The sequence below is a fragment of the Pseudomonas sp. H3_D04 genome, assembly GCF_054669175.1.
The window spans coordinates 1796591-1821590 of the sequence record NZ_CP162801.1; the positions used below are offsets into that span (position 1 = coordinate 1796591).

At 59.3% G+C, this 25000-nt stretch carries 18 protein-coding genes; 3 read left to right on the plus strand and 15 right to left on the minus strand.

The window, feature by feature from the left end; genetic code table 11:
- Window positions 1-532: 532 nt before the first annotated feature.
- From AB4N91_RS08460 to AB4N91_RS08480, 5 genes are all read right to left on the minus strand, one after another.
- The gene (locus AB4N91_RS08460; protein WP_145308214.1) at window positions 533-1003 is read right to left on the minus strand and encodes a hypothetical protein; all 471 of its coding nucleotides are present in this window, start codon (window positions 1001-1003) and stop codon (window positions 533-535) included.
- Window positions 1000-5976 carry an RHS repeat-associated core domain-containing protein gene (locus tag AB4N91_RS08465; protein ID WP_154912672.1) on the minus strand — a complete coding sequence of 1659 codons (4977 nt, stop codon included), beginning with the start codon at window positions 5974-5976 and terminating at the stop codon, window positions 1000-1002. The genes AB4N91_RS08460 and AB4N91_RS08465 overlap by 4 nt, the downstream gene beginning before the upstream one ends.
- The gene (locus AB4N91_RS08470) at window positions 5973-6758 is read right to left on the minus strand and encodes a DUF4123 domain-containing protein (RefSeq protein WP_460112287.1); all 786 of its coding nucleotides are present in this window, start codon (window positions 6756-6758) and stop codon (window positions 5973-5975) included. The genes AB4N91_RS08465 and AB4N91_RS08470 overlap by 4 nt, the downstream gene beginning before the upstream one ends.
- A complete protein-coding gene (locus AB4N91_RS08475; RefSeq protein WP_154912674.1) occupies window positions 6703-8745 on the minus strand; it encodes a type VI secretion system Vgr family protein in 2043 nt (680 codons plus the stop codon). Before AB4N91_RS08475 ends, AB4N91_RS08470 begins: the two co-directional genes overlap by 56 nt.
- Before the next feature lie 131 nt (window positions 8746-8876).
- Window positions 8877-9392 (minus strand): Hcp family type VI secretion system effector, encoded by a 516-nt coding sequence (locus AB4N91_RS08480; protein WP_033058787.1) that lies wholly within the window; start codon window positions 9390-9392, stop codon window positions 8877-8879.
- Window positions 9393-9808: 416 nt separating this feature from the next.
- Between AB4N91_RS08480 and AB4N91_RS08485 the strand changes: the two genes are divergently transcribed.
- Window positions 9809-10486 carry a type 1 glutamine amidotransferase domain-containing protein gene (locus AB4N91_RS08485; protein ID WP_145308222.1) on the plus strand — a complete coding sequence of 226 codons (678 nt, stop codon included), beginning with the start codon at window positions 9809-9811 and terminating at the stop codon, window positions 10484-10486.
- Window positions 10487-10657: 171 nt separating this feature from the next.
- Here AB4N91_RS08485 and hglS read toward each other — a convergent pair whose 3' ends face one another.
- The 3 genes from hglS to AB4N91_RS08500 all read right to left on the minus strand — a co-directional run bounded on the left by hglS (window position 10658) and on the right by AB4N91_RS08500 (window position 14651).
- Window positions 10658-12049 carry a 2-oxoadipate dioxygenase/decarboxylase HglS gene (gene hglS / locus AB4N91_RS08490; RefSeq protein ID WP_145308224.1) on the minus strand — a complete coding sequence of 464 codons (1392 nt, stop codon included), beginning with the start codon at window positions 12047-12049 and terminating at the stop codon, window positions 10658-10660.
- A 177-nt stretch (window positions 12050-12226) separates the two neighbouring features.
- Window positions 12227-13174, minus strand: a complete 948-nt coding sequence (locus AB4N91_RS08495) for an alpha/beta fold hydrolase (protein ID WP_010455571.1) — start codon at window positions 13172-13174, stop codon at window positions 12227-12229.
- A 22-nt stretch (window positions 13175-13196) separates the two neighbouring features.
- Window positions 13197-14651, minus strand: a complete 1455-nt coding sequence (locus AB4N91_RS08500) for a flavin-containing monooxygenase (protein ID WP_460112288.1) — start codon at window positions 14649-14651, stop codon at window positions 13197-13199.
- A 182-nt stretch (window positions 14652-14833) separates the two neighbouring features.
- Between AB4N91_RS08500 and AB4N91_RS08505 the strand changes: the two genes are divergently transcribed.
- Complete coding sequence (locus AB4N91_RS08505; RefSeq protein WP_042932758.1) at window positions 14834-15907, plus strand: diguanylate cyclase; 1074 nt, start codon at window positions 14834-14836, stop codon at window positions 15905-15907.
- Window positions 15908-16030: 123 nt separating this feature from the next.
- Window positions 16031-17272 (plus strand): M20/M25/M40 family metallo-hydrolase, encoded by a 1242-nt coding sequence (locus AB4N91_RS08510; RefSeq protein ID WP_460112289.1) that lies wholly within the window; start codon window positions 16031-16033, stop codon window positions 17270-17272.
- 177 nt (window positions 17273-17449) lie between these two features.
- On the opposite strand, the gene AB4N91_RS08515 is transcribed toward AB4N91_RS08510, so the two are convergent.
- From AB4N91_RS08515 to AB4N91_RS08545, 7 genes are all read right to left on the minus strand, one after another.
- Window positions 17450-18319: an isocitrate lyase/PEP mutase family protein gene (locus AB4N91_RS08515; RefSeq protein ID WP_010455567.1), complete on the minus strand. Its 870-nt coding sequence runs from the start codon at window positions 18317-18319 to the stop codon at window positions 17450-17452.
- A 334-nt stretch (window positions 18320-18653) separates the two neighbouring features.
- Entirely contained in the window at window positions 18654-19688 is a 1035-nt protein-coding gene (gene astA / locus AB4N91_RS08520) for an arginine N-succinyltransferase (protein WP_460112290.1), read from the minus strand.
- Between the two features lie 61 nt (window positions 19689-19749).
- Window positions 19750-20766, minus strand: coding sequence for an arginine N-succinyltransferase (locus AB4N91_RS08525; RefSeq protein ID WP_460112291.1), 1017 nt, complete (start codon window positions 20764-20766; stop codon window positions 19750-19752).
- Between the two features lie 119 nt (window positions 20767-20885).
- Window positions 20886-22235, minus strand: a complete 1350-nt coding sequence (locus tag AB4N91_RS08530) for an APC family permease (protein ID WP_077749072.1) — start codon at window positions 22233-22235, stop codon at window positions 20886-20888.
- A 56-nt stretch (window positions 22236-22291) separates the two neighbouring features.
- A complete protein-coding gene (locus AB4N91_RS08535) occupies window positions 22292-23044 on the minus strand; it encodes an N-formylglutamate amidohydrolase (RefSeq protein WP_460112292.1) in 753 nt (250 codons plus the stop codon).
- On the minus strand, window positions 23028-24359 hold the full coding sequence (locus AB4N91_RS08540) for a glutamine synthetase family protein (protein WP_314639758.1): 1332 nt from the start codon (window positions 24357-24359) through the stop codon (window positions 23028-23030). Before AB4N91_RS08540 ends, AB4N91_RS08535 begins: the two co-directional genes overlap by 17 nt.
- Window positions 24356-25000 carry a cysteine hydrolase family protein gene (locus AB4N91_RS08545; RefSeq protein WP_010455557.1) on the minus strand — a complete coding sequence of 215 codons (645 nt, stop codon included), beginning with the start codon at window positions 24998-25000 and terminating at the stop codon, window positions 24356-24358. The genes AB4N91_RS08540 and AB4N91_RS08545 overlap by 4 nt, the downstream gene beginning before the upstream one ends.

Here is a 25000-nt window from a genome sequence, read left to right on the forward strand (position 1 = left end):
TGATAGTCGGCTGTTGTAAAGCTCGATGTCCTGTGCGTTCGTCGTTTTGTTTATTTCTTGATGCAGGAGTTTCATATATTTAGATATTGTCAGCTTTTCCTTTCTAGACATTTCCCGGATTAGGTCAAATCCATTTTCCGATAAGGCTGGAACCTTTTTTCGCATATAGTAATAGCACCCTATATTTTCGAGAAGGTCGTTCACGTCTTCTACGTTGCTGTCTACAGTCATTACGTATTTTTCAAATGCATTTTTTAGGACTGATACTGGTTTTTTTTGTGTGTTGAGAAAGCTGCAAAGCCCTGCCAGTTAATGATGTGTAACTGAGTTCTCCAGTCAGGATCTCTTGTGAAATAAATGCCGGTACCTCTGAAATACTCTGGGAATTCATCTCTGTTTAGCGCCTTTTCAAAATTACTGATCATTGAAGTTGTTCCCAATCATCAAATTGGCTCAAAATAAGAAAAATGGAACGAAAAATTGGATAGATTTATTTTCGAGTGCAGAACATAAATCTGTTCAATTTTGTAATTTAAAGAGCTTCAAGATCAATGGTGCAGCCATTTCGTTTTAGTTTTTGAAGCTGTTGCTCGAATGAAATCATCTGTAAGTCTTTGGTTTTTATATCGTACTCTTTTCTTAACAATTTTATTAGTTTTGCTATGTTTTTCTTGCTTTCGTTATTGATCTCGTCAATTAGGTCGTAATTGTCCGCCGATAAAAAAGGATACATGCTTCTTGCTGAGTAGTAGGCCGATACATTAGCAAGTAATCCGACTGCGTCCTCATAGTTTTCTTTGAGGTATTTCACATACTCTTCGAATATATTGGTCAATAAGCTTTGTGCGAATTTCTGTGTTTCTAGAACGCTGCACATTCCCTGCCAGTTATTTATATGTAAGTGGTCGCCCCACTCGGATCCTCGAGCGAAGTAAATTCCATTTCCTTTAAAGAAGTCGGAAATTTCATGTTGGTCCAAAGCAGTTTCGAATGTAGTTTTCATTGGAGTTTTTCAATGTCCGTGAAGTTGCTAAGTAATGTGTCTAGGTTGCTGTTGTGCGTGATGCTCTCTGATCCGATTAAAGCTGCTTCTTTTGTTCCGCTTTTGGTGTGTCCTCCTGGAACCCATTCGTTTGGATAGGCGCCACGTTCCTGCCCATTCGGCATTTCATATCTGAATCGTGGGTCGTTAGGTTTGATCTTTACTATGTATATAGTGTCGCGCGACAGATCGTTTGATCCAAGATTTAGCTCTTTGTTTAGTACTTTCCAGTCGTTACCTGCAGCTCGATATTTGGCAACTACATCGTCCATTTCTGATGTCAATCCTACGAATTTTCGCGGTGGCAGATTTGCGTGACCGCCTTCGATCCAACTTTTGATCGCGATGAAAGAACCACCCTCTTTTGCAAAAAGCTCCCGGTGAGCGCTGATGTAACTGTCTGGTAGGTAATCACCAGGATTCGGCGGCCGGTCAGCCTTATTCATGTCAATAATTTCGTCGAATTTTTCCTGACTCATTGGCAAATGATCAGGCTTGGTCGCATTCGCAGAGTTAGTAGGTATCTTGCAATCAGGCCCCGGACATCCTGAACTCAACCCCAACGGATCCACCCACCCCGTAGGGTTAGGCACGTACTGGTAGTTATTCAACCCCCCAGCCAGCTTGATCGGATCCGGCGTCAAATACCGCCCGGTCCCGGGATTGTAGTAGCGATGCCGGTTGTAATGTAAGCCCGTTTCCCCATCGAAGTACTGACCCTGGAAGCGCAACGGGTTGTCGATTTCGGCGACGTCGAGGGTGGCGAGGTTGCCGTAGGCGCGGTATTTCGCCGACCACATGATCTGGCCGCTGTAGTCGGTGAGTTCCTGCGGGGTGCCGAGGTGGTCGAGTTGGTAGTAGAACGGCTCGGCTTTGAGCGGGCCTTCACCATCGAGCATGGCCAATGGGCGGAAGGTGCCCGGTTCGTAGATGTAGCTGCGATAGCGGTTGTCGGCGCTCTCGGCGATGAGGCGTTCGCCTTGCCACAGGAATTGCGTGGTGTGGCCATCGACGGTTTTGGAGATGCGGCGGCCAAAGGCGTCGTATTTGTAGGTTGCATTGCTGCCGCCGGGGAGGCTGACGCCGATCAGGCGGTGCTGGCAGTCGTAACGGTATTCGGTGACGAGTTTCTGGCCGGCTCCTCGACGTTCGCGCGCCAGGTTGCCGTAGGCGTCGTAATCGTAGTGGCGGTCGCCCTGCATGAGCAGGCGGTTGCCTTTGACGTTGGCCAGGTTTGCGGTTGGCTGGTCGCCCTGGCCCAGGAGGTTGCCCGCCGGGTCGTGGGCAAAGCTTTCCGGGGTGGTGCCGCGGACGTTGATCAGTCGGTCGAGCGGGTCGTAGTGGTAGCTGCGATTGCCTTTGCGGCTGTCGTCGATGCCCGCAAGGTTGCCATTGGCATCGTAGGCGTAGCGCCGCTGGAACAGGTTGCGATCTTGCTGACCCACCGTGTGGGCTTGCAGTCGGCCTTGTTCGTCGTACTGGTATTGGCTGAGCAGCAGGCCTTGTTGACGTTGCTGCTCGCGGCCGGCGCTGAACTGGTGAGTGGTCAGGCGCGAGCCGTTGAGGTCGATGCTGCTCAGGCGACCGCCGGATTGGTGGCGGTAGTCGAGTTTGCTGCCGTCGGGGAGGCGGCAGTGGCTCAGTTGGCCGAGTTTGTCGTACTCGTAACGCGTGGTGCCCCAGCCTTGGTGTTCGGTGATCAGTCGGTCTTGCAGATCGTATTCGTAGGCGAGAGGCCAGTGGCCGTCGTCGACGTTAACCAGGCGACCCAATGCATCGTAGCTGTAGTGAATTGCTTCGCCATCGGCCAGGGTTTTTGCCAGCAAGCGCCCAGCGGCGTCGCGCTGGTACTCGGTAATCAGTTCGCTAGCGTCGTCGCCAAATTCGGTTTTCTTCAGCAGTTGGCCGTTGAGGTCGTACTCGTAAGCGGTGCGGCGACCGTCGAAGCCGGTTTCCTGCTGGATCAGGCCGTTGGGGTAGTAATCGAGATGGTAGTGCTCGCCACGTTCGTTTTCGATCTCGCTGAGCAACAGGCGCGAGTTGTCGTAGTGGTAACGCAGTTGGCTGCCGTCCGGGTTGATGCGACGGCTGACCAGATGCAGGTTATCCGCATACTCGTAGCGGGTGACGCGGCCCAGTTCATCGCGTTCGGCGGTGACTTTGCCGTAAGCGTTATAGGTGAGCGCACGGGTTGCACCGCCGGGCAGAGTGATTTGCGCGAGGCGGTTCGCGGCGTCCCATTGATAGTGGGTGATCGCGCCGCTTTCATCCTGACGCGTGATCTGTCGGCCCAACGCGTCGTAGCGATACTTGCGCTGGCCGCCGTCGGGAAGCTGTTCTTCGAGCAGTTGGCCAAGGTTGTTCCAGCCCAGTTGGTGGCGACTGCCATCAGGATGACGAATCTCCAGCAGACGGCCCTGGCGGTTGTAGCTGTAGTGGGTGGAGTTGCCGTCCGGGTCGATTTGTTCGGTGATGTCGCCCTGATCGTTGCGCCAGTAGGTCCAGGTGGCCGGACCACGGTTCACTACACGGACGAACCCGTGGTAGTACTCGTAAGTGGTGGGAGCGTCTTCCGGTGGAATCACCGCGACCAGTCGGCCGGCTTCGTTGTACTGGTATTCGGTAACTGCTCCGAGTGGATCTTTTTCGGCAATCAACCGGCCCTTGTCATCGTAGGCCTTGAGGTGTTCGGCACCATCCGGGTCAACCTTGGCGACCAGTCGAGCCTGATCGTCGTGGGTGTAGATTTCTTCGCTGCCGTCCGCGTTGGTAACCGTGACGCTGCCCTTGTCATCCCAGGCGTAATGCGCGTCCATCTGCGAGAAGCTTGCCCAGTGATGGATGCAGCGTGCCGACTTGCCTTCCTTTTCCCATTCCCAGTAGAAACTCGCGCCACCGGCCAGTTGGCGCTCAAGAATGACGTTTTGATCGTTGTAGGCGTAGCGTTCTGCTTCGCCCGCTGCGTTTCGGGCTTCGATCAGGCGGTGCTGGGCATCGTAGCCATAGGTGACCAGAGTCTGAACGGTACTCCAGGCATCTTCCAGATTGTCCGCCGGGCTGAACTGCTGATAGTCGATGGCAACGATGTGCCTGCGGTCATAACGCACGAGGAGGGCGCGACCGGCACCGTTATCGACACGCTTGATTCGCCCGTGGATGTCACGGGTGATGTGCAGGCGATTGCCGTAATCGTCGCTGATGGCGATTAGCGTGGCGCCCTTGCTGTTGTAGCGGAAGTGGTAAAACTGCTTGCGTTCACCGGCCTGTGTGAGCACCAGCTCGGAAGGGTCGTCACCGATGAAAATGGCCGCTTCCGAGAGGCTATTGGTGATCGCTGGACGCTGCACGCTTGGCAGCGGGAACGTGGTGACACGGTTCTCATGGTCGGTCCAGAGGACTTCGTCGTCGTGGATGTCGACGCGTTGGGCCAAGGCATGGCTCCAGCCGTAGCCGAGGCCGCAATCGATTTCTGCGGCGCTGGTGCGATAGAGTCGCGTCCAGCTGAAGGGCAGCAAACCGCCGAGTTCGCCATCGGTCAGGGTCAGCAACTCTTCGCCCGTAACCATCGACACGGGGCAACCATTGGTGCAGGTTTTCTTGGCGCAGGTGGCGCTTTTATCGTCGGGCGTCTTCGACTGCGTCGGAACGTCGTCGACCTTTTCCTTGGGTGTGAGGGTGGTCTGTTTTTCTTTCTTGCCACGCGGAAACGAAGAAGCGTCTTTCACTTCCTGCTTCGGCGTATCCGTGGTTTTCGGAACCTGACTTTTGGACCCGTTGGCGGCAGCCTCGTCGATTTTAATCGCCGCCGTTTTGGTAGGCTTCATCGGCACATTCTTGGCGCTGGCAATCAACGGTTTCGACACTTCAGCATGTGCCGGCAGGCTGTGCTTGCCGCTCAACGTCATCAGTTTCGCGGCCAGTTCCTCAAGGTACTTGATGGCTGTACCCGACTTGACGGTGGAAAGGGCTTTGGTGCCCACCCGCACCGCGATCCCGGCGCCACCGGTGAGGCAGATGCCCAGCACCACGTTGATCAGGAACTCTGCTGCGATCGCCGTCACCACGTCGACAATGACCTGCGGAGGCAACATGCCGACCCAGGCGACAATTGCCGAAACGTAGATGAACATCAGTGGTTCGTCACTGAGGATCAACAGGCCTGACGCAATGGACTCCTTGGAGGCCGCATAGAGCTTGTCGATTTCGACGTCCGACAAGTATTTACGCAGTTTCTCAAGGTTTTCCTTCGGATGTGCGAGCAGTTCGAACAGGCTTTTGATGTCGTCCCACAGCCTGAGCAATGCTTTCTCCAGGCCATCCATCGCTTGTTTCAACAGAATGACCGAACGGCCCATGCGGTCGGCCGCCGAGTAGCTGGCCCACTGTGGCTGGAACTTGCCCGACCATTCACTTTGCAGCCAGCCTTCGAGATTGCCGATTACGCCCTGATAGGAATCGTAGAGCGCTTTGACGTCACTCTGGGAAACGTTGGGGAAAAAGGTGATGCGGTACATCTGGCCTTTCTTGCAGCCGTCGATCACCTTGATGCCGCTGGGGCCTATAGTCGTTTCAATAACAGGGCCGGTGACGTCGTCGTAGAGCGTGCCTTTGGTGACAGGCTCCAATTTCACTGGCGTGTTGCCGATGGGGACGAAACGCGCTGACTCGAACATGTGGATCAGGGTGAAGTCGCCCGCCAGGGGGCAGGTCGCGTAGGTCTCGACTGCGCCGGTTTTGGTCTTGCGTTTGGTGAGGCTGACTTCATTGCCGACTTTGAATGTCTGGTCGACATCCAGTGCCCAACCAGTGAGGAAACCGTCCGCCCACTCCTTGTAATCGCTCAGGCAGTTCTTGAAATCTTTGAGAATCAGATTCACGTCAGGCGTTTTGGCGTCCAGCACGCGCAGGACCAAGGTACCAATCGGGGTATTCATGACGTGACTTCCTTTGTCAGCTGAGCAGCAAGACGCTCTGCCATATCTTCTGTGTTGGGTTGTTGGCGGACGAAACGCTCGACCTTGTGGCGCAAATTACTTTCGGGGAAGGCAAAGAACAGTTCAGGGCAGTCCTCGCCCAGCCACTGCATCAGGTTGTCGACGACGGTGGTATGGTCTTTTTCCGCCAACGAATCGAGCAGCTTCTGTGGCACTTCCCACCACGGCCATTCCTTTGCTGGAGGAACGGATCTTGGCCCCACCTCCAGGCTTTGTCCGTTGATAAGGTAACGGTCGAACACTGGTAGGACCTCGCCAGCACCGGCGCCCAGGCCTTCAAGAATCGGGTAAATATGCCGGCCGTCCCAGAACCGGAAAAACACCTCGGTGCCATCGGGCGTACGCACCTGGGTCAAACTGCGTAGATGTTCGAACACAACGTAGGAGGTACTAGTAGACACCGCCAGCCAACCCCAATCCTCAGCATCGGTTTCGGTAATCCACTGCATAAAACCAGCGTTTGGCTTCAGCTCGGCGAGATAAGGCATGACGGGCTGCCAATCGGCGTAAGGCGTGCCACCCCAGATGGGTATCAGTTCCGGTGCCATCTCTTGCTGATAAAAAGCCTTGAGTGGTTCAGCATCGCTGGCGGCGCTGACGATCAGGTACAGGCGTTCGTCTGCTTGCAACGGTTTTTCAGCAAGCCACGCCTGCGGAGTCAACAGATCAGATCGCACAAGCACCTGCCTTACACTTCTCGCACTCTTCACAGAACGGCGCATTCCGCTTCAACGTATTGATCTGCGCCGGTGTCAACACCGCCCCGGCCTTATCCGCATCCGCCTGCTTCAACACCCCCGGCAACAACGGCGCAGCCCCCGTCCCGCTTCCCGGCCCACCCCCGGAGTTCATGTTGATCACCGGCCCGCTAATGGTCACGCCGCCAGCATCGATCTTGATAAAGCTGCCACCCCCGATCAGCGTCAACTCACTGCCCGCTTCCAACACGACTTTCATGCCGCTGCTCAGGTGAATCTCCTGGCCCGCGTCGATGAATTGCCCGGTACCAATCTTGATGTGCTGGTTCACGCCCACGGTCAGGTGGTCGTTCGCCCGGGCTTCGACTTTGCGGTCGGCGTAGACGGTGTGGTGTTCTTCGGCCTTGAATTCGCTGTAGCTGTTTTGCTCGACGGTGTCGTGGCGTTCGTTGCCGACGCGGATTTTCTGGTCGTGTTCGACGTTTTCGTCCCAGTCGCGCTGGGCGTGCAGGAAGATTTGTTCCTGGCCTTTTTTGTCTTCGATGCGCAGTTCGTTGAAGCCACCACCGCCCTTGGAGCTGAGGGTTTTGAAAGTGCTGCGGGTTTTGTTCGCCGGCAGCGGGTAGGGGACGACGTTTTCCTTGTGGTACAGGCAGCCGCTGATCAGCGGTTGGTCGGGGTCGCCTTCGAGGAAGGTGACGAGCACTTCCATGCCGATCCGCGGGATGGCGATGCCGCCGTAGTGGGCGCCGGCCCAGGCGGAGGATACGCGCAGCCAGCAGCTGGTCTTGTCGTCGGCCTGGCCTTCGCGGTCCCAGTGGAATTGCACTTTGACTCGGCCGTACTGGTCGCAGTGAATCTCTTCACCCTTGGGCCCGGTGACCACGGCGCTTTGGCTGCCGAGGATGCGTGGCTTCTTCTGCGTCAGCGGCGGGCGGTTCGGCACGTCCCACGGGGTGGCCTGGAAGCGGTTGCGATAACCCTGGTGGAAATCGCCCTTGAGGCTGGTGGTGTCGCTGGTCACCGACTCTTCCAGCACTTGAGGCTGTTTGCCTTCGTGCAGGACTTCGGTCAGCAGCCACAGGTCGTTCCATTTGGCTTTCGGGTGTTGGGTCAGGGCCAGGAAATGGCCGCTGATCAGCAACGGCTGATCGCTTTTGCCTTCGGCAAGCTGGAAGTCGCTGCGGTGGCGTTCCAGGTTGCGCTTGGCCAGGTGTTTGCCGCGCTCACGGTCGATGAAGCGACCGGGGTAGTCGTAGTCTTCGAGGTCGGGCAGGGCGTCGCCGCGGTTTTCGCTTTCGAGGGTCAGGCGCGGTTTTTCAAAGTCGTAGTCGCGGCGGGTGGTGCGGCTGGTGCGGGTTTCCAGGCGCAGATCGAAGCGCTTGATCACCGGGTTGTTGGCGACCATGCCGGAGTCTTGCTGGTAGGCCACGGGTGCGAGTTTCGGGAACACCGTCTGGTCATCGCCGAACACCAGTTTGTGGGCTGTGGCGCTGTGCTGGAAGTGGTAGTGGATACCTTCTTCCTCGCACAGGCGCTGGATGAACTGCAGGTCCGATTCATCGTACTGAACGCAATAAATGCGCTCGGGATAGATCGCCCCGACCTTGAATTCATAGGCGTTGCTTTGGATGCCGTGCTCTTCAAGGACCATGCCGATGATTTTCGGCACGCTGAGGTTCTGGAAGATGCGTTGGTTGATGCGGTGCGCAAGGTAGGACAGTTGCGGGCGCAGGGTCACCGCGTAGCGGGTCAGGCGTTTGCCGGAATCACCCTGGGCGGCGCGATAGATCAGGCCATGGATGCCGCTGCCGTCAGGCGAGAGCTGCAAAAAGGCCGGTTTGTGCAGCAGGGTCTCGAGGTCCAGGGACGGCTGTTCACTGACCAGCTCCACCTCAAACACAAAAGGCTGGCTGATGGCTTCCCGACCTTGCAGGGAAAAGACCTGGAAGTCGCTGGAAAGACCTTCGATGGTCAGGGCAAAGTGAGTTTGATTGGCCGGCGCGAACATCCCTTGTTCCTCGTGCAGTGCTGCGGCATGCGCTGACACCCGGAAACCGGGTCAACGGACGCGAAATTCTGGAAGGGCGGAAACAACATCGACCAGCAGAGCTGGCCGATGCTTGTGACGGTCAGCCTGACTTAGGCGACCGGCAGACGCCAGTCATCGGAACCCGAAGTACCGGATACTTCGTGGGTCCAGGTGATTTTGCGGTAGGTGAATTGCACTTCTTCCAGGTGAGTGAAGTGCGAGTTCGACGGATCCTGGCAGTTGTGCATTTTGTTGTTGATGGCGACGATGATCGCGTCTTCCAGTTTGGTGGTGTAATAGTGCTCTTGGGTACCTTGAGCCGAAGTGCGGTACCACTGGATAACGATTTCGCTCATGCGCTCGCCGGAGGTCAGAGCCGCTTGCAGCAGTGGCGAAGCCTTGTCGTAGACCTTGGTGATCACGACTGGCTTGTGAACGCGCTGACCGGTTGGCTGGCCGGACTGTGGGTCACGCGGGATGATCACGTCGTGGCTGAAAGCCTGAACCATGACCTGGTCTTCGTGACCTTCTTGATAAGTGTTGCCAACCGAGTCGGCGGTGAATGCGCCGGCGGTGATCAGACCTTGTTTTTCGCCAGTGACGGACATGTACGCTGGAGTAGCCATGGATGTGCTCCTTGCTGAATATAGTGAGGGTGCCCGGGAGGCGGTATCGCCCGGTGGGTGCCTGACTGTTATCAAGGTCCGTGCCAGAAACGGTTAAGGCTATATAAATCAAGGTGTTGAGGATTTTTTTAAAGTGCCGGGAAGGTTTTTGCAAGGAGCGCCGCATGAATGTGCGCAAGTTCTTGCGCAGCACTGCGCAAGAACTTGCGCACTTGGCCGGAGAGCCTGGCAGGCCGGGCGATCAGCGATCCTGCAAGCGTGTTTGGTGCGAGCAGTGCGCAACTTCTTGCACAGCAAGGCTTTGCGCCATCACGTGAAGGTGTCTGGAACTCGGTGCAACGAATCGATGGGCTGAGTGGTCCATAAAAACAGCGCCGTCGAGCGTCCGAACAACCTGGAAGTGGAGTGAGAACGACATGAAAATCCTGATGGTTTTAACGTCCCACGATCAATTGGGCAACACGGGTAAGAAAACCGGCTTCTGGCTGGAAGAATTCGCCGCGCCGTACTTCGCCTTTAAGGATGCCGGCGCTCAACTGACCCTGGTTTCGCCCAAGGGTGGCCAGCCGCCGTTGGACCCGAAAAGCGACGAGCCAGATGCACAAACTGCTGCCACTGATCGTTTTCGCAAAGACTCCGCAGCCCAGTCTGCATTGGCGTCTACCGCGCTTCTGAGCAGCGCGAGAGCTCAAGATTACGATGCGGTTTTCTACCCGGGCGGTCATGGGCCGTTGTGGGACCTGACCGAAGACAAGAACTCGATCGCGCTGATCGAAGCGTTCATCAAGGCGGATAAACCGGTCGCGGCCGTTTGCCACGCACCGGGTGTGCTGCGTCACGTCAAGGGTGCTGATGGCCAGCCATTGGTCAAAGGCAAGCGGGTGACGGGGTTCACCAACACTGAGGAAGAGGCGGTGCAACTGACGAAGGTCGTGCCGTTTCTGGTGGAGGACATGCTGAAGGAGAAGGGCGGTGAGTATTCCAAGGGCGCGGATTGGGCAAGTTATGTGCTCACCGATGGCCTGCTGATCACCGGGCAAAACCCGGCGTCGTCCGAGGCTGCCGCTGAGGCGCTGTTGGCAAAACTCCGCTAAACACGGAATCTCAGCGGATTGAAGATTCTATGTGGCGAGCGAGCTTGCTCGCGCTGGGCTGCGAAGCGGCCCCAAAAATTCTACGTATGACGGAGATTTTGTGAGTGCTGCGCACTCAAGCGGGAGCAAGCTCCCTCGCCACACATTGCAATCGGCTGGCAGTTCGTTGAGTCAAATCAGACGCGACAATCTCGAAGTCTCAAAACATTGTTCGATCGAACGCCGCTGCGTCTCGGCATACAAGCCCAATTCATCAATGGTCGGCCGCCCCAGCGCCTGTTCAAAGGCCTGCTGGTTCGAATGCACGCCATAATTCACCTGCGCCGCATCCCCCAGGTTCGACTGGAAAATCCCCGCCGCACTGACCGGCAGAAAATCTTCATACACCAACGGTTCGACCCGCAAGTACCCGCCACTGAGCAAATCGTCTAGCGACAACGATTTCAGCTCATCCGCCTCCAGGCCTTTTTCCGTGACGAAATAACGAAAGTACGCCAGTTCCTGTTGGCGCATGCCTTCATACGTGTCAGGGAATTCTGCAAAGTGCTGCGTCATCAGCGCGTTGTAGCGTGCGGCATTGGCCTCGTTGGGGAAGTCCTGCAACTCATCACGGGCTGCGTTGAGCAGGCGGTCGTAAAGTGCCCGTCCTTTCGGGGTGAGCGCCGCGCCGCGCTGTTCGATTTCACCGAAGCGTGCGCTGTGGCTGCCGCGTGTCCCGGCTTGATCGGTGAAGGCAATCGGCTCGTCGAGCGCCTTGAAACTGGTCTGGCGCAGCAGGATCGGGCACTGACGGCGGGGCGGGCCTTCGATCACGGCTTTGGGCGTGATGCCGTGGGCGGGCATTTGCGCCTGGACGATGTCGATGTCCAGGGTACGCGGCGTCAGGTGATTGATGTGCGGGCCTTTGAACGCGACTACATCGGCAATCAGGCGATGCTGTGCGCTGAGTTTCTGGTACTGCTCGGCGGTGACGGTTGCGCTGTGGTGCCAGCGGAAGGTTTCAAGCGCCTGTTCGACGAAGTCCTGCGCCTCTTGTTCGTTCAGACCGCCTGCGGTTTCGGCGCGGTCGATCAGGGCAAGGGCTGTCGGGGTGAAGATCTGGCGTTTATCCAGCACCGATTGAGCGAAGGCTCGCAGCTCCAGGTCTTCGATCAGTTCCAGGCGCAGCAGTGAGGTGAATACCCGGAACGGGCTGACTTGCAGGGCGGTTTCATGCACGGCGCGGAACGCGGTGGAGTGCACCGGCACGCCGGCCGGGGTCAGGTCGTAATAGCCCACGGGTTGCATGCCCATGACCGCGAACAATCGTGCGAGGGTGGCCAGTTCGCCAGCGGTGCCGACGCGGATTGCGCCGTGACGCTCCAGGTCCAGCCGCTCGATTTCGCCGGTGCTGTTCAGCTGGCGGGCCACCTGCGGATCGCTGTCGAGCACGTGACGGTTGGTCTGCTCTACGAGCTTCATCAGCGCGCCGTACAGCGGCACTTCTTCGCGGTACATGTCGGACATCGCTTTGGAGAAGCGTTGGCGGATCAGGTCAGGGCTGACGAAGCTTGGGTGGCTCATGAAAAAAATTCCTGGCGCGGTGACGTGAAGGATGGGGGAAAAGATCGCAGCCTTCTGCAACGCCGACAAACGAAGAATCTTACGGACTTCATTCTGCCAAGGACTGCTTCGCACTATTGGTTGCCCACAAACCCTGTAGGAGCGAGCGGGCGGCGGTCCTGCAGGATTGATTGGGGATTACAGGTGCGAACGGCTCTCCGAACGCAGCGATCCGAGGAACTCCCGATACAACCGCGCCGTATTGGCCGGTTGTTCGACCATCGGCATATGGCCAATGTGGTCCCAGATGTCCACGCGCAAATCAGCAATGCCTTTACTCCAGACCGCCACGCTGCTGACATCGATCAGACGGTCCTTGCGCCCCCATAGCAGCAGCGCCGGGCACTTGATGTCTGGGAGTTTGGGCTCCATCGGCGGGCTGGCGCGGAAGTCGTTGAAGATTTCTTCCAGCTCATCACGACTCTGTTCATAACGCTGGGCGATGGCGTCCAGCACCACGCCCGGCACCCACGGTGGCTCGGCCATGGTCATGGCGTAGAAGCGCTGGAATTCTTCCCGCGAGTTGATCAGAAACGGGTTGTGCCCCTTGGCAAGATGTCGCTCCAGGTCGCTGGCCTCGGGGGCGGTGACGCCAGCCGGGTCGATCAGGGCGACGGAGGCAATCCGGTCCGGGTACGTCGCCGCCAGCCACGCGGCGATGTAGCCGCCCATCGAATTGCCGATCACATGGACCTTTTCGACTCCGCAAACGTCCAGCAGCTGAATCATCCGCTTGGCCTGCAGCGGGATGTCATAGCCGCCACCGGCCTTGAAGCCGGTTTCGCCGTGACCGGCGATGTCCGGGATGATCACCCGATAGTTGCCGACAAAATGCCGGGCGAAGCGCAGCCAGATGTTCTTGTCGGCGCTGTAGCCGTGCAGCATCAGCACACTGCTGGACGCTTCATAGGGCCCGCCTTGCCAGGTCGAGACGGTCATTTCCGTGATGGGTACGACGATTTTGTGCAGCCGATACAGCTTGGCTTCCAGGGCCATATTCAGGTCATAGAGCCAATAGCCGATGGCCGGGTAACTCAGCCAGCTCCAGGCCACAAAAACCGCGATAAGGACAACCAACACAAGCATCAGGCATCTTCCTTTTACGTGATCAGGACAAAATGTGATCGGCGGGTTTCAGTGCCCGGGTCAACCGGTGATAGCTGAAACTGAACCCCGGGAACATGGCGATCACATGACCGCTCTTGCTTTGATACCAACTGTGGCAGCCCCCGGACTTCCAGACGGTACGCTCCATTTCACGGTGGATCATCTCAGTGTAGGTACGTTCTGCCTCGGGGCGTACTTCGATGCTGCGCAAACCCTTTTCTTTCAGCGTGCGGATGCAATCGAGGATGTAATTCATCTGTGACTCGATGATGAACAGCGCCGAGGTGTGGCCGATGCCGGTATTGGGCCCGGTGACGATAAACAAGTTGGGGAAGTCCGGCAGGCTGGTGCCCAGATAAGCCCGCGGGTACTGGGCCCAGACGTCTTTGAGCCGGGTGCCGTTTTTACCGGTGACCGGGTAGGAAATCACCCCGTCGGTGGCGTCGTACCCGGTGGACCAGACGATCAGGTCCAGGTCGATGTGCTGACCGTCCAGGGTAACGATGCCGGTTTCGTCGATGGACGCGATGCCTTGTTCGCGGCTGTGCAGCGTCACGTTGCTGCGCCCGAGTGCCGGGTAGAGGGTGCTTGATACGATCACTCGCTTGCAGCCGATGGTGAAGTCCGGTGTCAGTTTGCGGCGCAATTCGGGGTCAGGCACCTGGCGCTTGAGGAAGCGCAGGGCGTGTTGCTGGACCATGCGGATCGCCGGTTTCGAGTATTTGAAGGCAATCACCCGGGATTCGAACTGCCAGTAGAGCATCCAGCGCAGCAGTTTGTATGCCGGTTTGAGGCCCAGCAGCCAACGCTGGAAAGGCCCGAAGGTACGGTCGGCGCGGGGCAACACCCAGTGCGGCGTACGCTGGAACACATGCAGGTGCTCGACGTCTGGTGCAATGGTCGGAATGACCTGGGCCGCACTGGCGCCGCTGCCGACGATGGCGACACGTTTGTGCCGGTAATCGAAGGTGTGATCCCAGTTGTTGGTGTGAAACGTCGTGCCCTGGAAGCGTTCCTGGCCTTCGAAATGAGGCACCACCGGTTGACTCAGCGGCCCCGTCGCGTTGATCAGGAACTGCGCGTAAAACGTGCCTTTGGCGCCGGTGTGCACCGCCCAGCGCTGGCCGTCGGCGTCCCATTCGATGCGCTCGACATTGGCTTGCAGTTCGACCTTGTCCCGCAGGCCGAAGTGCTCCACCACGTACTGGGTGTAGTGATGCAGTTCAGCCTGATCGGCGAACATTTGCGTCCAGCGGTAAGGGGCGAAGGACAGCGAATAGAGCGGCGAGGGCACATCGACGGCCGCGCCGGGGTAGGTGTTCTGGCACCAGGTGCCGCCAAAAAAGTCCCGTCGTTCCAGCAGGCGAAAATCGTCGATGCCTGCCTTGAGCAGATTGATCGCCGCGCACTGACCGCCAAAACCGCTGCCGATGATCAACACCTGAAAAGTCTGCATGGGTCTCCTTTATCGTTGTTTATCCAACTCTTCCTTCATGTATAGCCCAAACATGGCCGACAAAGACTGCGCAGGATTCAGGCTGCCCGCCGGTGATGGCTATTTAACGTTGCCCTGATAGACTCCCACCACACCCGCACCCCGTGTTTTGTCGGGTTCCGTTGTGTGACGCAGAGGCCCTTATGGGAAAAACGGGAGGAAAAGGGCTTTCACTGGCCAGAAGGCTCTATACATCGCGAACCCTGGGCCTGGCCTTGGGCCTGTTGTGCGTAGGCGCGGCGATGTATCCACTCAACCCGGCGCCGTGGGTCTGGGTGCTGATGGTGGTCAATGGCGTGCTCTGGCCGCATGTTGCCTATCAATGGGCGCGTCGGGCGAAGGTGCCGTTTCACGCCGAACATCGCAACATTCTCGTCGACGCCTTTCTCGGTGGATTCTGGGTCGCTGCCATGCAGTTCAATCCACTGCCGAGCGCGGCGACGCTGTCCATGATGGCCATGAACAACGTGGCGATCGGCGGTTTGCGGTTCCTGCTGGTGGGCACGGTTGCGCAGATTCTCGGGGTGGGTGTCGGCCTGCTGGTGTTCACACCGGCCTTCGTTGCGCAAACCAGCCCGTTGCAGCTCTACGCCTGTCTGCCCTTGCTGAGCCTGTATCCGCTGGCGCTGGGCTGGATCTGTTTTCAACAGGCCACCACCCTGGGCCGCCAAAAACGCGAATTGCTGGCCCTGAGCCGTACCGACAGCCTCACTGGCCTGCTGAACCATGGCGCCTGGAAAGACCAGCTGGAAGTTGAATTCCAGCGTTGCCAACGCCAGCAGCAGGGCGGGGCGATTGCGTTGATCGACATCGACCATTTCAAGACCATCAATGACACCTACGGCCATGTCGCCGGGGACATCGTGCTGCGGCAACTGAGCAAAATGCTCAAGCAGAACCTGCGGGCGACCGATGTGGCGGGGCGCTATGGTGGCGACGAATTCTGCGTGCTCCTCCCGGATTTGCCCCTCGACAGCGCAGCGGCTGCCATGGACGCCTTGCGTGATCGCTTCGCGACCCTGGGCTACGAGCAGAACCCGGCGCTGAAAGTCAGCTTGAGCATTGGCCTGGCGGCATTCGACCCGTCACACACCGACGCCACGTTGTGGCTCAATGATGCCGACCAGGCGCTCTACCAAGCCAAGACCACCGGCCGCAACCGCGTGATCTACCGCATAGACGGCAAACCCCATCACGAGCTGCTCGACCCGGTCTGAGGGCCTGCACACATCCCCCTGCGGGATCGGCCTCAGGTTCGTGTGCGTCGCATTCGGTCTAGAGCCGTGCGCCGTAGTCAGGTAGGGTGTTTTTGACCCCCGACACGAAACAAGGATCGATTCATGACGCTCAATCTCCCTCGTTCCCTGCTGGCCACCAGCCTAGGCCTGACCCTCGCCCTCGGCGCATTCGCCCCTGCAGCCTTCGCCGAACCCCACAAACAAGTCCTCGCCGACGCCGAACAGTACAAGGGTGAAGCCCTGAAATTGTTGGAGCGTCTGGTAAACATCGACTCCGGTTCCGGCTATGAACCCGGGCTGACGCAAGTGCGCGACATCGCCATCGACGAGTTGAAAAAACTCGGCGCCACCATCGAACTGGTACCCAACACACCGGACAAAAGCAGCCACGTGATCGCGACCCTCAAAGGCACCGGCAAGGCGAAAATTCTGCTGATGGCGCACATGGACACCGTGTTCAAGGAAGGCTCGGCCGCCGAGCGCCCTTTTCATATCAAGGACGGCCGCGCCTACGGGCCGGGCGTGATGGACGACAAGGGCGGCATCGTCGCCGGGATCTACGCACTGAAAGTCCTGAAAAACCTCGATTTCAAGGACTACGCTCAAATCACCTTCCTGCTTGATGCCAGCGAAGAAGCCGGCTCGGACATCGCCACCGACCTGATCAAGAAAACCGCCAAGGCCCACGACGTGACCCTCAACCTCGAACCGGGCCGCCCGGCGGATGGCCTGGTGGTGTGGCGCAAAGGCAGCGCGACGGCGGTGGTGGAAGTCAAAGGCAAAGCCGCAAATGCCGGTGTTGCGCCGGAGCTGGGGCGTAACGCGGCGATGGAGGCGGCGCACCAGATTCTGCAGCTCGGCAAACTGGGCGACGCCGAGAAGAAAACCACCATCAACTTCACCGTGATCAAGTCGGGCGACCGCACCAACGTGATTCCGGACCAGGCCACGGCCAAGGCCGACGTGCGGGCGGCGGTACCGGAAGAGTTCGACCGGATCGAGAAGGACCTGGCGCGGGTGTCCAAGGACAAGCTGATTCCTGATACCGAAGTCACCACCACGCTACAACGCGGTTTGCCACCGATGCCGCAAACGGCGGAATCGGATCGGCTGATGGCCATGGCTCAGGGGATTTACGGCGAGATCGGGCGCAAGTTGACGGAAGAAGGCAGCGGCGGGGCGGCAGACGCCAGCCTCTCGGCCGGGGTGGGTACGCCGACACTGGATGGGTTCGGGATTGTCGGCGGCAATATTCATACGCCTGAAGAATACGCGGAGGTAGAGAGCGTAGCGCCGCGGATTTATCTGCTGTCGCGGATGATCATGGAGTTGGCGAAGCGCTGAAAATTGTTCCCTGTGGCGAGGGAGCTTGCTCCCGCGGGACTGTGCAGCAGTCCTCCCCTTTTTCGTGGGGCCGCTTCGCAGCCCAGCGGGACGGTGCGGCGATCCGACAAGCTCCCTCGCCACAGGGATTTTTGGTGTTAGTAAAATCGATGTCCTACAGCGCAACAAGCTGCGGCGCTATTCCTTCACACTCATGAACTCTTCTGCCCAACGGATATATTCCTCAGGCTGCGTATACGTATGAGTCAGCTCGGTAGCGCTCAAATCCGACGCCTGGGTAAAGATCTGCCGTTGCTCGCGCAGGCTGTCATACGTCGCCTTGATCGCCGCGAAGTACGCGCCATGACCATCAATGGTCACCCGCACGCCCAGTTCGGCCAGGCGTTTGTCATCGCGCAGCAGCGGGTTGCCGTAGGTGACCAGCATCAGTGGCACGCTCAGGTGTTCGGCAATCTGTTCGAGGTGATCGAAGTCCCGCACGCCCACCATGCAAATCCCGTCCGCACCGGCCTGCTGGTAATGACAGGTGCGGCTGATGACTTCCTGAACCGGCAGGATCCCGGCGTTGGTACGCGCGATGATCGCCATTTCCGAGTCGACCCGGGCTTCCAGTGCCGCGCGAATCTTGCCGACGCCTTCCGCCACGCCGATCAGGTCGGTGGATTTGCGGCCGAATTGCGCCGGCAGCAGGGTGTCTTCGATGGTCAGGGCGGCGATGCCGGCGCGTTCCAGTTCGACGATGGTGCGCATCACGTTGAGCGCGTTGCCATAGCCGTGGTCGGCGTCGGCGATGACCGGCAATTGGGCCACTCGACCGATGCGCGTGGCCTGTTCGGCGAACTCGCTGAGAGTGATCAAGGCAAAGTCGGGAGCGCCCAGCACCTGCAACGAGGCAACAGAACCGCCGAGGATGCCCACTTCAAACCCCAGGTCAGCGGCAATGCGGGCCGACATCGGGTCGAAGACCGACGCCGTGTGATAGCAGGTGTTGGAAGCAAACAGCTCGCGGAAGTTACGGCGCAAATCTTGATGAGAAAGCCTGGACATATGAGTTCCACCAATACAAAGGAATGGAAAGGCTTGAGCAAAGGTGTCAACGCCGAAGGAACAAAAGGCTATCACGCGAAGGAGGGGAAGATGATGACGAATTTTGCGGGGGGCTCAGATAAACGCGGACCTCTGTGGCGAGCGGGTTTACCTGTGGCGAGGGAGCTTGCTCCCGTTCGGCTGCGCAGCAGTCGTAAAACGATGGGGGCGGTGTGTCTGGAAAAATAGATTAGGGTGGCAGTTTTGGGGCCGCTTCGCAGCCCAACGGGAGCAAGCTCCCTCGCCACAGGTGAACCCCACTTACCACAAGGGTGGGGGTGGACTCAGGATCTGATCACGCTGCCACCGCCTGCTGTTGCCGATTGGGTAACGGCACGGCCCGCACCGAGTTACCCGGTTGCAGTTGCAGGCGTTTGGCCGTGAGTCGGTCGACGACCAGGCTGTTGCCCACCAGCCTGGCCTGGGCGGTGGTGATGCGGCAGTTCTCCAGGCGGCGATTGTGGATCAGCCACACCGGGGCCTGCTCGTCGGGCGTGCCGATAGCCAAAACCAGCGGTTGGCTGTCGCGCACGGTGCGGATTTTCGCGACCGGGGCTTCGATCACCGGGCCTGCGTCGAAGATGTCGATGTAACCCTGATGCACAAAACCTTCGGCCTTGAGGATCTTCAGTGCCGGTTCGGTGTTTGGGTGGGCCTGGCCGATGACGGCCTGGGCCTGTTCGGTGAGCAGGCACGTGTAAAGCGGCTGGCGCGGCATCAGTTCGGCGATGAACGATTTGCTGCCCAGCCCCGACAAGTGATCGGCGTGGCTGAAATCCATCTTGAAGAAGTGCCGGCCCAGGCTGTCCCAGAACGGTGAACAGCCGTATTCGTCGGCGCTGCCGCGCAGTTCGGCGATGAGTTTGTCGCCGAACAGGTGCGGGAACTCGGCCACGAACAGCAAGCGTCCCAGGGACAGCAACCGACCGTTGCTGCCGTGGCGTTGATCGGGGCGCAGGAACAGCGAGCAGATTTCCGATTGCCCGGTCATTTCATTATTCAGGAACAGCGTCGGAATCTGCCGTTGAATACCCAGGTCCGGCGACGAACTGACGGTCAGCCCGACCCGATAGTTGTACCAGGGTTCACGCAGGCCAACGGCACCGGCCAGCGCACTGATGCCGACCACTTGCTGATCGTCATCTTCCAGCACGAACAGGTAATCGGCATCGGCACGCTCGACCTGCTCGGCGAAGGTCCGCTGGGCCCAGCGCACCCGGTGCACCAGGCGTTCTTCGTTGGCCGGCAGGGTGGTAAACCCGTGGCCGGCCTGTTGCACCAGATCCATCAAGGCGGGCAGGTCGGTGATGCGAACCGGGCGGACAATCATGATGCAGCTCCTTCTTCGCGCCAGTTCGGGCGCTGTCGTTGGGCATGGGGCCGGGTGCTGCTCACAGGGCAATCAGCCGGATCGGGCTGCCATCGGTGACGTTCAGGGCGGCACACATCTCGGCGCTCAACCCCACCGGTTGCCCGGCCTGGACATTCAACTCGGCGACGATCGCGCGATAGTCCTTCAGCGCGTCATTGCTCACCAGGTAACGGCCGCACGCATCGATCAGCGAAGCCCGTTGCGCCGTGCCGGTCTGGCTTTGGGCGATGGAGAGAATGTTCGAGGTGCGCGCGTACAGCGTCGGCCCACCGTCAAACAGGTCGATGTAGCTGTTGGTTTCAAATCCCTCACGCTCAAGAATATCGAAGGCCTCCTGGCCATCGGGGTGGATCCGGCCGATGCAATCCTGCGCAGCCTGGGGCAGCATCGGCACGTAGATCGGGTATTGCGGCATCAGTTCGGCGAGGAAGGTCCGGCTCTCCAGACCGCAGAGCCGTTCGGCTTCGGCGTAGGGCAGGTCGAAGAAATGCTTGCCCAGCGCATCCCAGAACGGTGATTGCGCCTCCTCGGTGCTGAAGCCGACGATCTCGGTGATCACCGCTCGCGCAAAACGCTGCGAATGGGCGGCAATGAACAACAGGCGCGCCCGGGACAGCAACTCCGAAAACGCCGTGCGCACCAGCGCCGTATCGATGTGAAAGCCCCGTAGCAAGGTGTGGCCGCTGAGGTCCTGACACAACGACAACGCCGGTACGCCGTGCTCGATGTTCAGCTCCCGGGAGGCGCTGTTGAAGTGACGGTTGCGCAAACTGTAGAACGGTTCGTTGAAGCCGGCGGTGGCAAGGATCTCCGAGCACCCCACCAGACGCCGGGCCGCGAGATCCTCCAGCACGAAGAAATAGTTCTCCGGGCCATGACCTTCCACGTCTTTGTCGAACGAGGCGCAGGAGTCGAGAATTCGCAGGCGCAGGCGTTCAGTGTCATCCGGCAAGGACGTGACACCGACCAGGCTGTCGCGCGCCAGTTGCTGTAACTGGGGCAGGTCGGCTAACTCGACTGGGCGTAAGACCAGCATGGATGTACTCCTGTATCAAAGGGTTCGGCGCTGTGTGCCGAACCTGACTATCACTGTCGGTTTCCACGCATTAAATCGGCGGTCGCCTGATTTCTTGTCAGACGCCGCTCTTTTTCTTGTCAGCCGTTGCTCGGGTCGGGCAACGCTGTGCTGGCGCCCAGTTTGTTGAGGAAAAACAGATACACCAGGCCCAGGGCAATCCAGATCAGTCCGAGTTTTTGTGCATCGACCCCCATGTTGTACATGATGGCCGCGACGATGATGAAGCCAACGACCGGGCAGACCAGGTGACGGATCACCTGGCCGGACTTCTGCCGACGCCAGTAGTAATTGATCACGGTCAGGTGCAGCAACATGAAACCGCTCAGCGCGCCGAAGTTCACCAGCGAAGTGAGGGTGTCCACCGAGTTGATGAACAGGTAGCAGATCACCAGCGACAGTACCGCTACGAGGTAAATGCTCAGGTAGGGGGTGTTGTGTTTCGGGTGAACCTTGGCCAGCACTTTCGGCAGCTTGCCGTCCCGGGCCATGCCGAACAGCAGACGCGATACCGCCGCTTGCGAGGTGATGGCAACCGCCACGCCCCAGGCCAGGGCGGTGGCCACGCCAGTCAGGGTTGCCAGCCAGCTGCCGGCAGCGATTTCGGCGATTTCATAGAACGCGGTGTCGGCGGAGGTGAAGCCCATGCCGGCCGCCAGGTCTGTGGCAATCCAGGTTTGCACGACGAAGATCACGCCCATCACCAGCAGTGTAATCAGCGCTGCCTTGCCGACGCTGCGGCCAGGGTCGCCCTTGATTTCTTCGGCGAGGGTGGAGATCGCATCGAAACCGAGGAAGGACAGGACCGCAATCGACACGGCTTGCATCAGCAGGGCGAAATTGAAGGTGTCCGGGTTGTACAGCGGCGCCAGGGTCAGTTGACCGTTACCGCCGCCGCTGTGCAGCGCATTCCAGGCGTAGAACAGGAAGATCCCCAGCACCACCAGTTGCGCCAGCAGAAAGACAATGTTCATGCGGGCAGTGAATGTAATCCCCCGCAGGTTGACGAAGGTCGCGCTGACCAGAAACGCCAGAATGAAACCGACTTTGGGGATGTCAGGGTAAAGGTGATTCAGCGCCATGGCCGCGTACACGTAGAGCAGCGGTGGAATCAGCAGGTAATCGAGCAGCATCAGCCAGCCGGCGATAAACCCGACGTGCGGGTTGAGGCCGCGTTGCGCGTAGGAATACACCGAGCCGGCAATCGGAAAGGCCCGCGCCATGCTGCCGTAACTCAGGGCGGTGAACAGCATCGCCACCATGCCGATGATGTAGGCCAGCGGCACCATGCCGGGTGCTTCGGCGTTGACGTAACCGTACACACCGAACGGGGCGATGGGGATCATGAAGATCATCCCGTACACCACCAGGTCAGTCAGCGACAGGCTACGTTGCAACTCTTGCTTGTAGCCGAATTCTTCTAATTCCATGAAGCCCTACTCCTTGGGATGAAAGCAGCTGCATGCTGCGGGTTTGACGCGATTTTTTACAACAGCGGAGCCAGATAACCTGCCCAGCGACTGACGTTTTCAGCGGTGCGCAGCAGATCGTTGCGCACCTCGATCAACACCGATTCCAGTCCCCGTGCATCGCCGTGGACCGGCACAGTCATGTCGCCCAGCGGGTTGATTTTGTACGGCTCATTACTGGCAACCTTCAAGGGGTGCTGGCTCAACCCGTCAATCAATCGTTGGGCGTAGTCCCTGGCTTCGCCAAACAGCACGCCGACTTCCAGCGCGCGCGGTTGGCCGTGGAAAACCGGGGTGAAACTGTGAATGCCGACCACCCGGACCGGCCGCCCTTGGGCGATTCGTTGGTCGATCAAGGTTTGCAGCCGGGCATGAAACGGCTTGAACAGGCATTCGCGGCGGTACTCGCGCGTGACTTCGTCCAGATCCCGATTACCCGGTATCGGATAAATCTCGCTCTGCAGCGGGATGCTGTCCGGGGCATGGCGCGGGCGGTTGAGGTCAATCAAGAGCCGTGAGTAATTGGCCGCCAGCAACGTCGCCCCCAGTGCCTGGGACAAACCTTCAGCAAGCGCCAGCGCACCAATGTCCCAGGCGATATGCTCGCGGGCCGCGTCGTGACTCAGGCCCAGGTCATTCAACCCGGATGGAATAAAACGGCTGGCGTGTTCACACACCAGAATCAACGGGTGCGCCGAGTCTTCGCGGCTCAGGGTGTACGCGGGCTCGGTGTACAGGCCAAGTTCAGCGGATTCAGTACAGGCGTGCATAGTGCTCACAGCGTTCGGCGGGGGACAGCTGTTCCGTCAGCGTCAGTTCCTCGGTTTTAAGGGCGAACCAGGTGTCCATCAACGCGCTCGGCAGGGCTTCGATCAGCGCCTCGCTATTGCGCAGGCACTCGAGCGCCTCGGCAAGGGAGGCGGGCAGGGCGACGATGCCGTGGGCCTGGCGTTGTTCTTCGTTCAGGGAATCGGGGATTTCATCGGTGATCGCGTTCAAGGCCAGGCGTTGCTCGATGCCCAGGCGACCGGCGATCAGCAGCGCGGCCATCGCCAGGTGCGGCGACGCCGTGGCGTCCATGGCGCGAAATTCCAGGTTGTATTGCGCCGCCACCGATTTGCCGCCCAGGCTCACGGTCGGGCAGATCCGCAGCGCCGCTTCGCGGTTGCGCTGGCCGAGGCAGGCGTAGGAGGCGCTCCAGTGATGCGGCTGCAAGCGCTCGTAGGACACCGGTGTCGGTGCGGTAAACGCGCACAACGCTGGCAAGTAATGAAGGATGCCGGCGGCCCAGTGCTGGCCGAGGGTCGACAGGCCATTGATCGTGCCGGCGTCGTACATCAGCGGTTGGCCGTCCAGATCCAACAGGCTGACATGCAGATGGACGCCGTTGCACACGGCATGTTCGGACGTCTTCGGCGCGAAGCTCACGTCCAGGGCCATCTGCCGGGCGATCTCGCGGGTGATCTCGCGCACGTTCACCGCACGGTCCGCAGCGGCCACGCCGAGGGCGGGGCGGCAGGTGATTTCGTATTGATGCTTGCCGTATTCGGGCAGGAACATTTCCGGTTCGACGCCACCGGCGCGCAGGGCGCTGAGCAGCCAGCCACCGAACTCGGCGCCCTGACGCTGGGCCTCAAGGGAGAACGCCAGCTGATCGGCCGCGCCGCTGCTCAGGTTGAATTCATGTTCGAACGCGGCGTTGACCTGCAAGCCCAATTTGGCGCGATACCGCTGCACTTCATTGCGCAACAACGTGCGTGGGCAGGCGCCCCACGGGCGGCCATCGGTTTCGTGAATGTCGCTGTGGATGAAGTCCAGCGCCGGGGCCGCGGCATCCGGGCCGTTACTGACTGTCACCCGGCTGCTCAGGTCGGGAATCAGGCGTAAATCGCCATAGGCGCCCCACGGGTTGGTGGAGGCGATGATGTCTTGCGGGGTCAGGGCGCTGTTGGCCGGCACCCAGCCGCAGCCCGTCGCCAGGTAATGTTCAAGTTCGTCCGTCGGGAACGAACGGCCACGTGTCACGCCGATCAGGTCGGTGGTGACGAGGGTGGTCATGGGCAGCGGCGACAGGCGTTCGCTCATGCTTGCATCTCCTGCAACCGGCCGAGCACGGTCTGGGTGTCGGTGATCCAGCAGTAACCCTTGATCGCGTTCAGGCAGGCTTGATGACGCTCCGGCGTGTAGGTCGCACAGGCATCCTCCACTAGCGTCACCAGGTAGCCACGGTCGGCGGCGTCACGCACCGCCATGTCCACGCACTGGTCGGTGACGATGCCGGCGATGATCAGGTGCCGCGTTTCAAGGTTGCGCAATACGTAGTCGATGTTGGTGGAGTTGAAGACCCCGGAAGAAGTCTTGGGCAAGACGATTTCGTTTTCTGTCGGCGTCAGGTCGTCGATGATCCGCGCCTGGGGGCTGCCCTTGGCCAAGTGCATGTCCGAGAGCTTGTGGTCCAGCGAGCGGTCGCGGCCATCGGCGGTCAGGCTTTCGATGATCGTGTGCAGCACATTTTGCTGCGCGCTGCGAAAGGCACTGAGCAACCGGCGTTGATTGGGCACCACCTGCATGTGGGTGCGGGTCAGGAAGTACTCGCCATCCGGTCCGTTGAGGTGCGGGTCGAACTGCGGTTCGAGCCAGGCACGCTGCATGTCCACCAGCAACAGCGCGGTGTGATCGGCAGTGAACGGCAAGTCCCGGGGCGAGTGGTGGGGGAGCGTGAACAT

What these genes read in the sequence shown, in the direction of transcription:
- AB4N91_RS08470 (WP_460112287.1), bottom strand. Translation starts at nt 6,758, where the DNA reads ATGCGCCGTTCTGTGAAGAGTGCGAGAAGTGTAAGGCAGGTGCTTGTG.
- AB4N91_RS08480 (WP_033058787.1), bottom strand. Translation starts at nt 9,392, where the DNA reads ATGGCTACTCCAGCGTACATGTCCGTCACTGGCGAAAAACAAGGTCTG.
- AB4N91_RS08475 (WP_154912674.1), bottom strand. Translation starts at nt 8,745, where the DNA reads ATGTTCGCGCCGGCCAATCAAACTCACTTTGCCCTGACCATCGAAGGT.
- AB4N91_RS08515 (WP_010455567.1), bottom strand. Translation starts at nt 18,319, where the DNA reads ATGTCCAGGCTTTCTCATCAAGATTTGCGCCGTAACTTCCGCGAGCTG.
- AB4N91_RS08465 (WP_154912672.1), bottom strand. Translation starts at nt 5,976, where the DNA reads ATGAATACCCCGATTGGTACCTTGGTCCTGCGCGTGCTGGACGCCAAA.
- AB4N91_RS08545 (WP_010455557.1), bottom strand. Translation starts at nt 25,000, where the DNA reads ATGTTCACGCTCCCCCACCACTCGCCCCGGGACTTGCCGTTCACTGCC.
- AB4N91_RS08505 (WP_042932758.1), top strand. Translation starts at nt 14,834, where the DNA reads ATGGGAAAAACGGGAGGAAAAGGGCTTTCACTGGCCAGAAGGCTCTAT.
- AB4N91_RS08535 (WP_460112292.1), bottom strand. Translation starts at nt 23,044, where the DNA reads ATGCACGCCTGTACTGAATCCGCTGAACTTGGCCTGTACACCGAGCCC.
- AB4N91_RS08525 (WP_460112291.1), bottom strand. Translation starts at nt 20,766, where the DNA reads ATGCTGGTCTTACGCCCAGTCGAGTTAGCCGACCTGCCCCAGTTACAG.
- AB4N91_RS08460 (WP_145308214.1), bottom strand. Translation starts at nt 1,003, where the DNA reads ATGAAAACTACATTCGAAACTGCTTTGGACCAACATGAAATTTCCGAC.
- AB4N91_RS08495 (WP_010455571.1), bottom strand. Translation starts at nt 13,174, where the DNA reads ATGCTTGTGTTGGTTGTCCTTATCGCGGTTTTTGTGGCCTGGAGCTGG.
- AB4N91_RS08485 (WP_145308222.1), top strand. Translation starts at nt 9,809, where the DNA reads ATGAAAATCCTGATGGTTTTAACGTCCCACGATCAATTGGGCAACACG.
- hglS (WP_145308224.1), bottom strand. Translation starts at nt 12,049, where the DNA reads ATGAGCCACCCAAGCTTCGTCAGCCCTGACCTGATCCGCCAACGCTTC.
- AB4N91_RS08540 (WP_314639758.1), bottom strand. Translation starts at nt 24,359, where the DNA reads ATGAGCGAACGCCTGTCGCCGCTGCCCATGACCACCCTCGTCACCACC.
- AB4N91_RS08510 (WP_460112289.1), top strand. Translation starts at nt 16,031, where the DNA reads ATGACGCTCAATCTCCCTCGTTCCCTGCTGGCCACCAGCCTAGGCCTG.
- astA (WP_460112290.1), bottom strand. Translation starts at nt 19,688, where the DNA reads ATGATTGTCCGCCCGGTTCGCATCACCGACCTGCCCGCCTTGATGGAT.
- AB4N91_RS08530 (WP_077749072.1), bottom strand. Translation starts at nt 22,235, where the DNA reads ATGGAATTAGAAGAATTCGGCTACAAGCAAGAGTTGCAACGTAGCCTG.
- AB4N91_RS08500 (WP_460112288.1), bottom strand. Translation starts at nt 14,651, where the DNA reads ATGCAGACTTTTCAGGTGTTGATCATCGGCAGCGGTTTTGGCGGTCAG.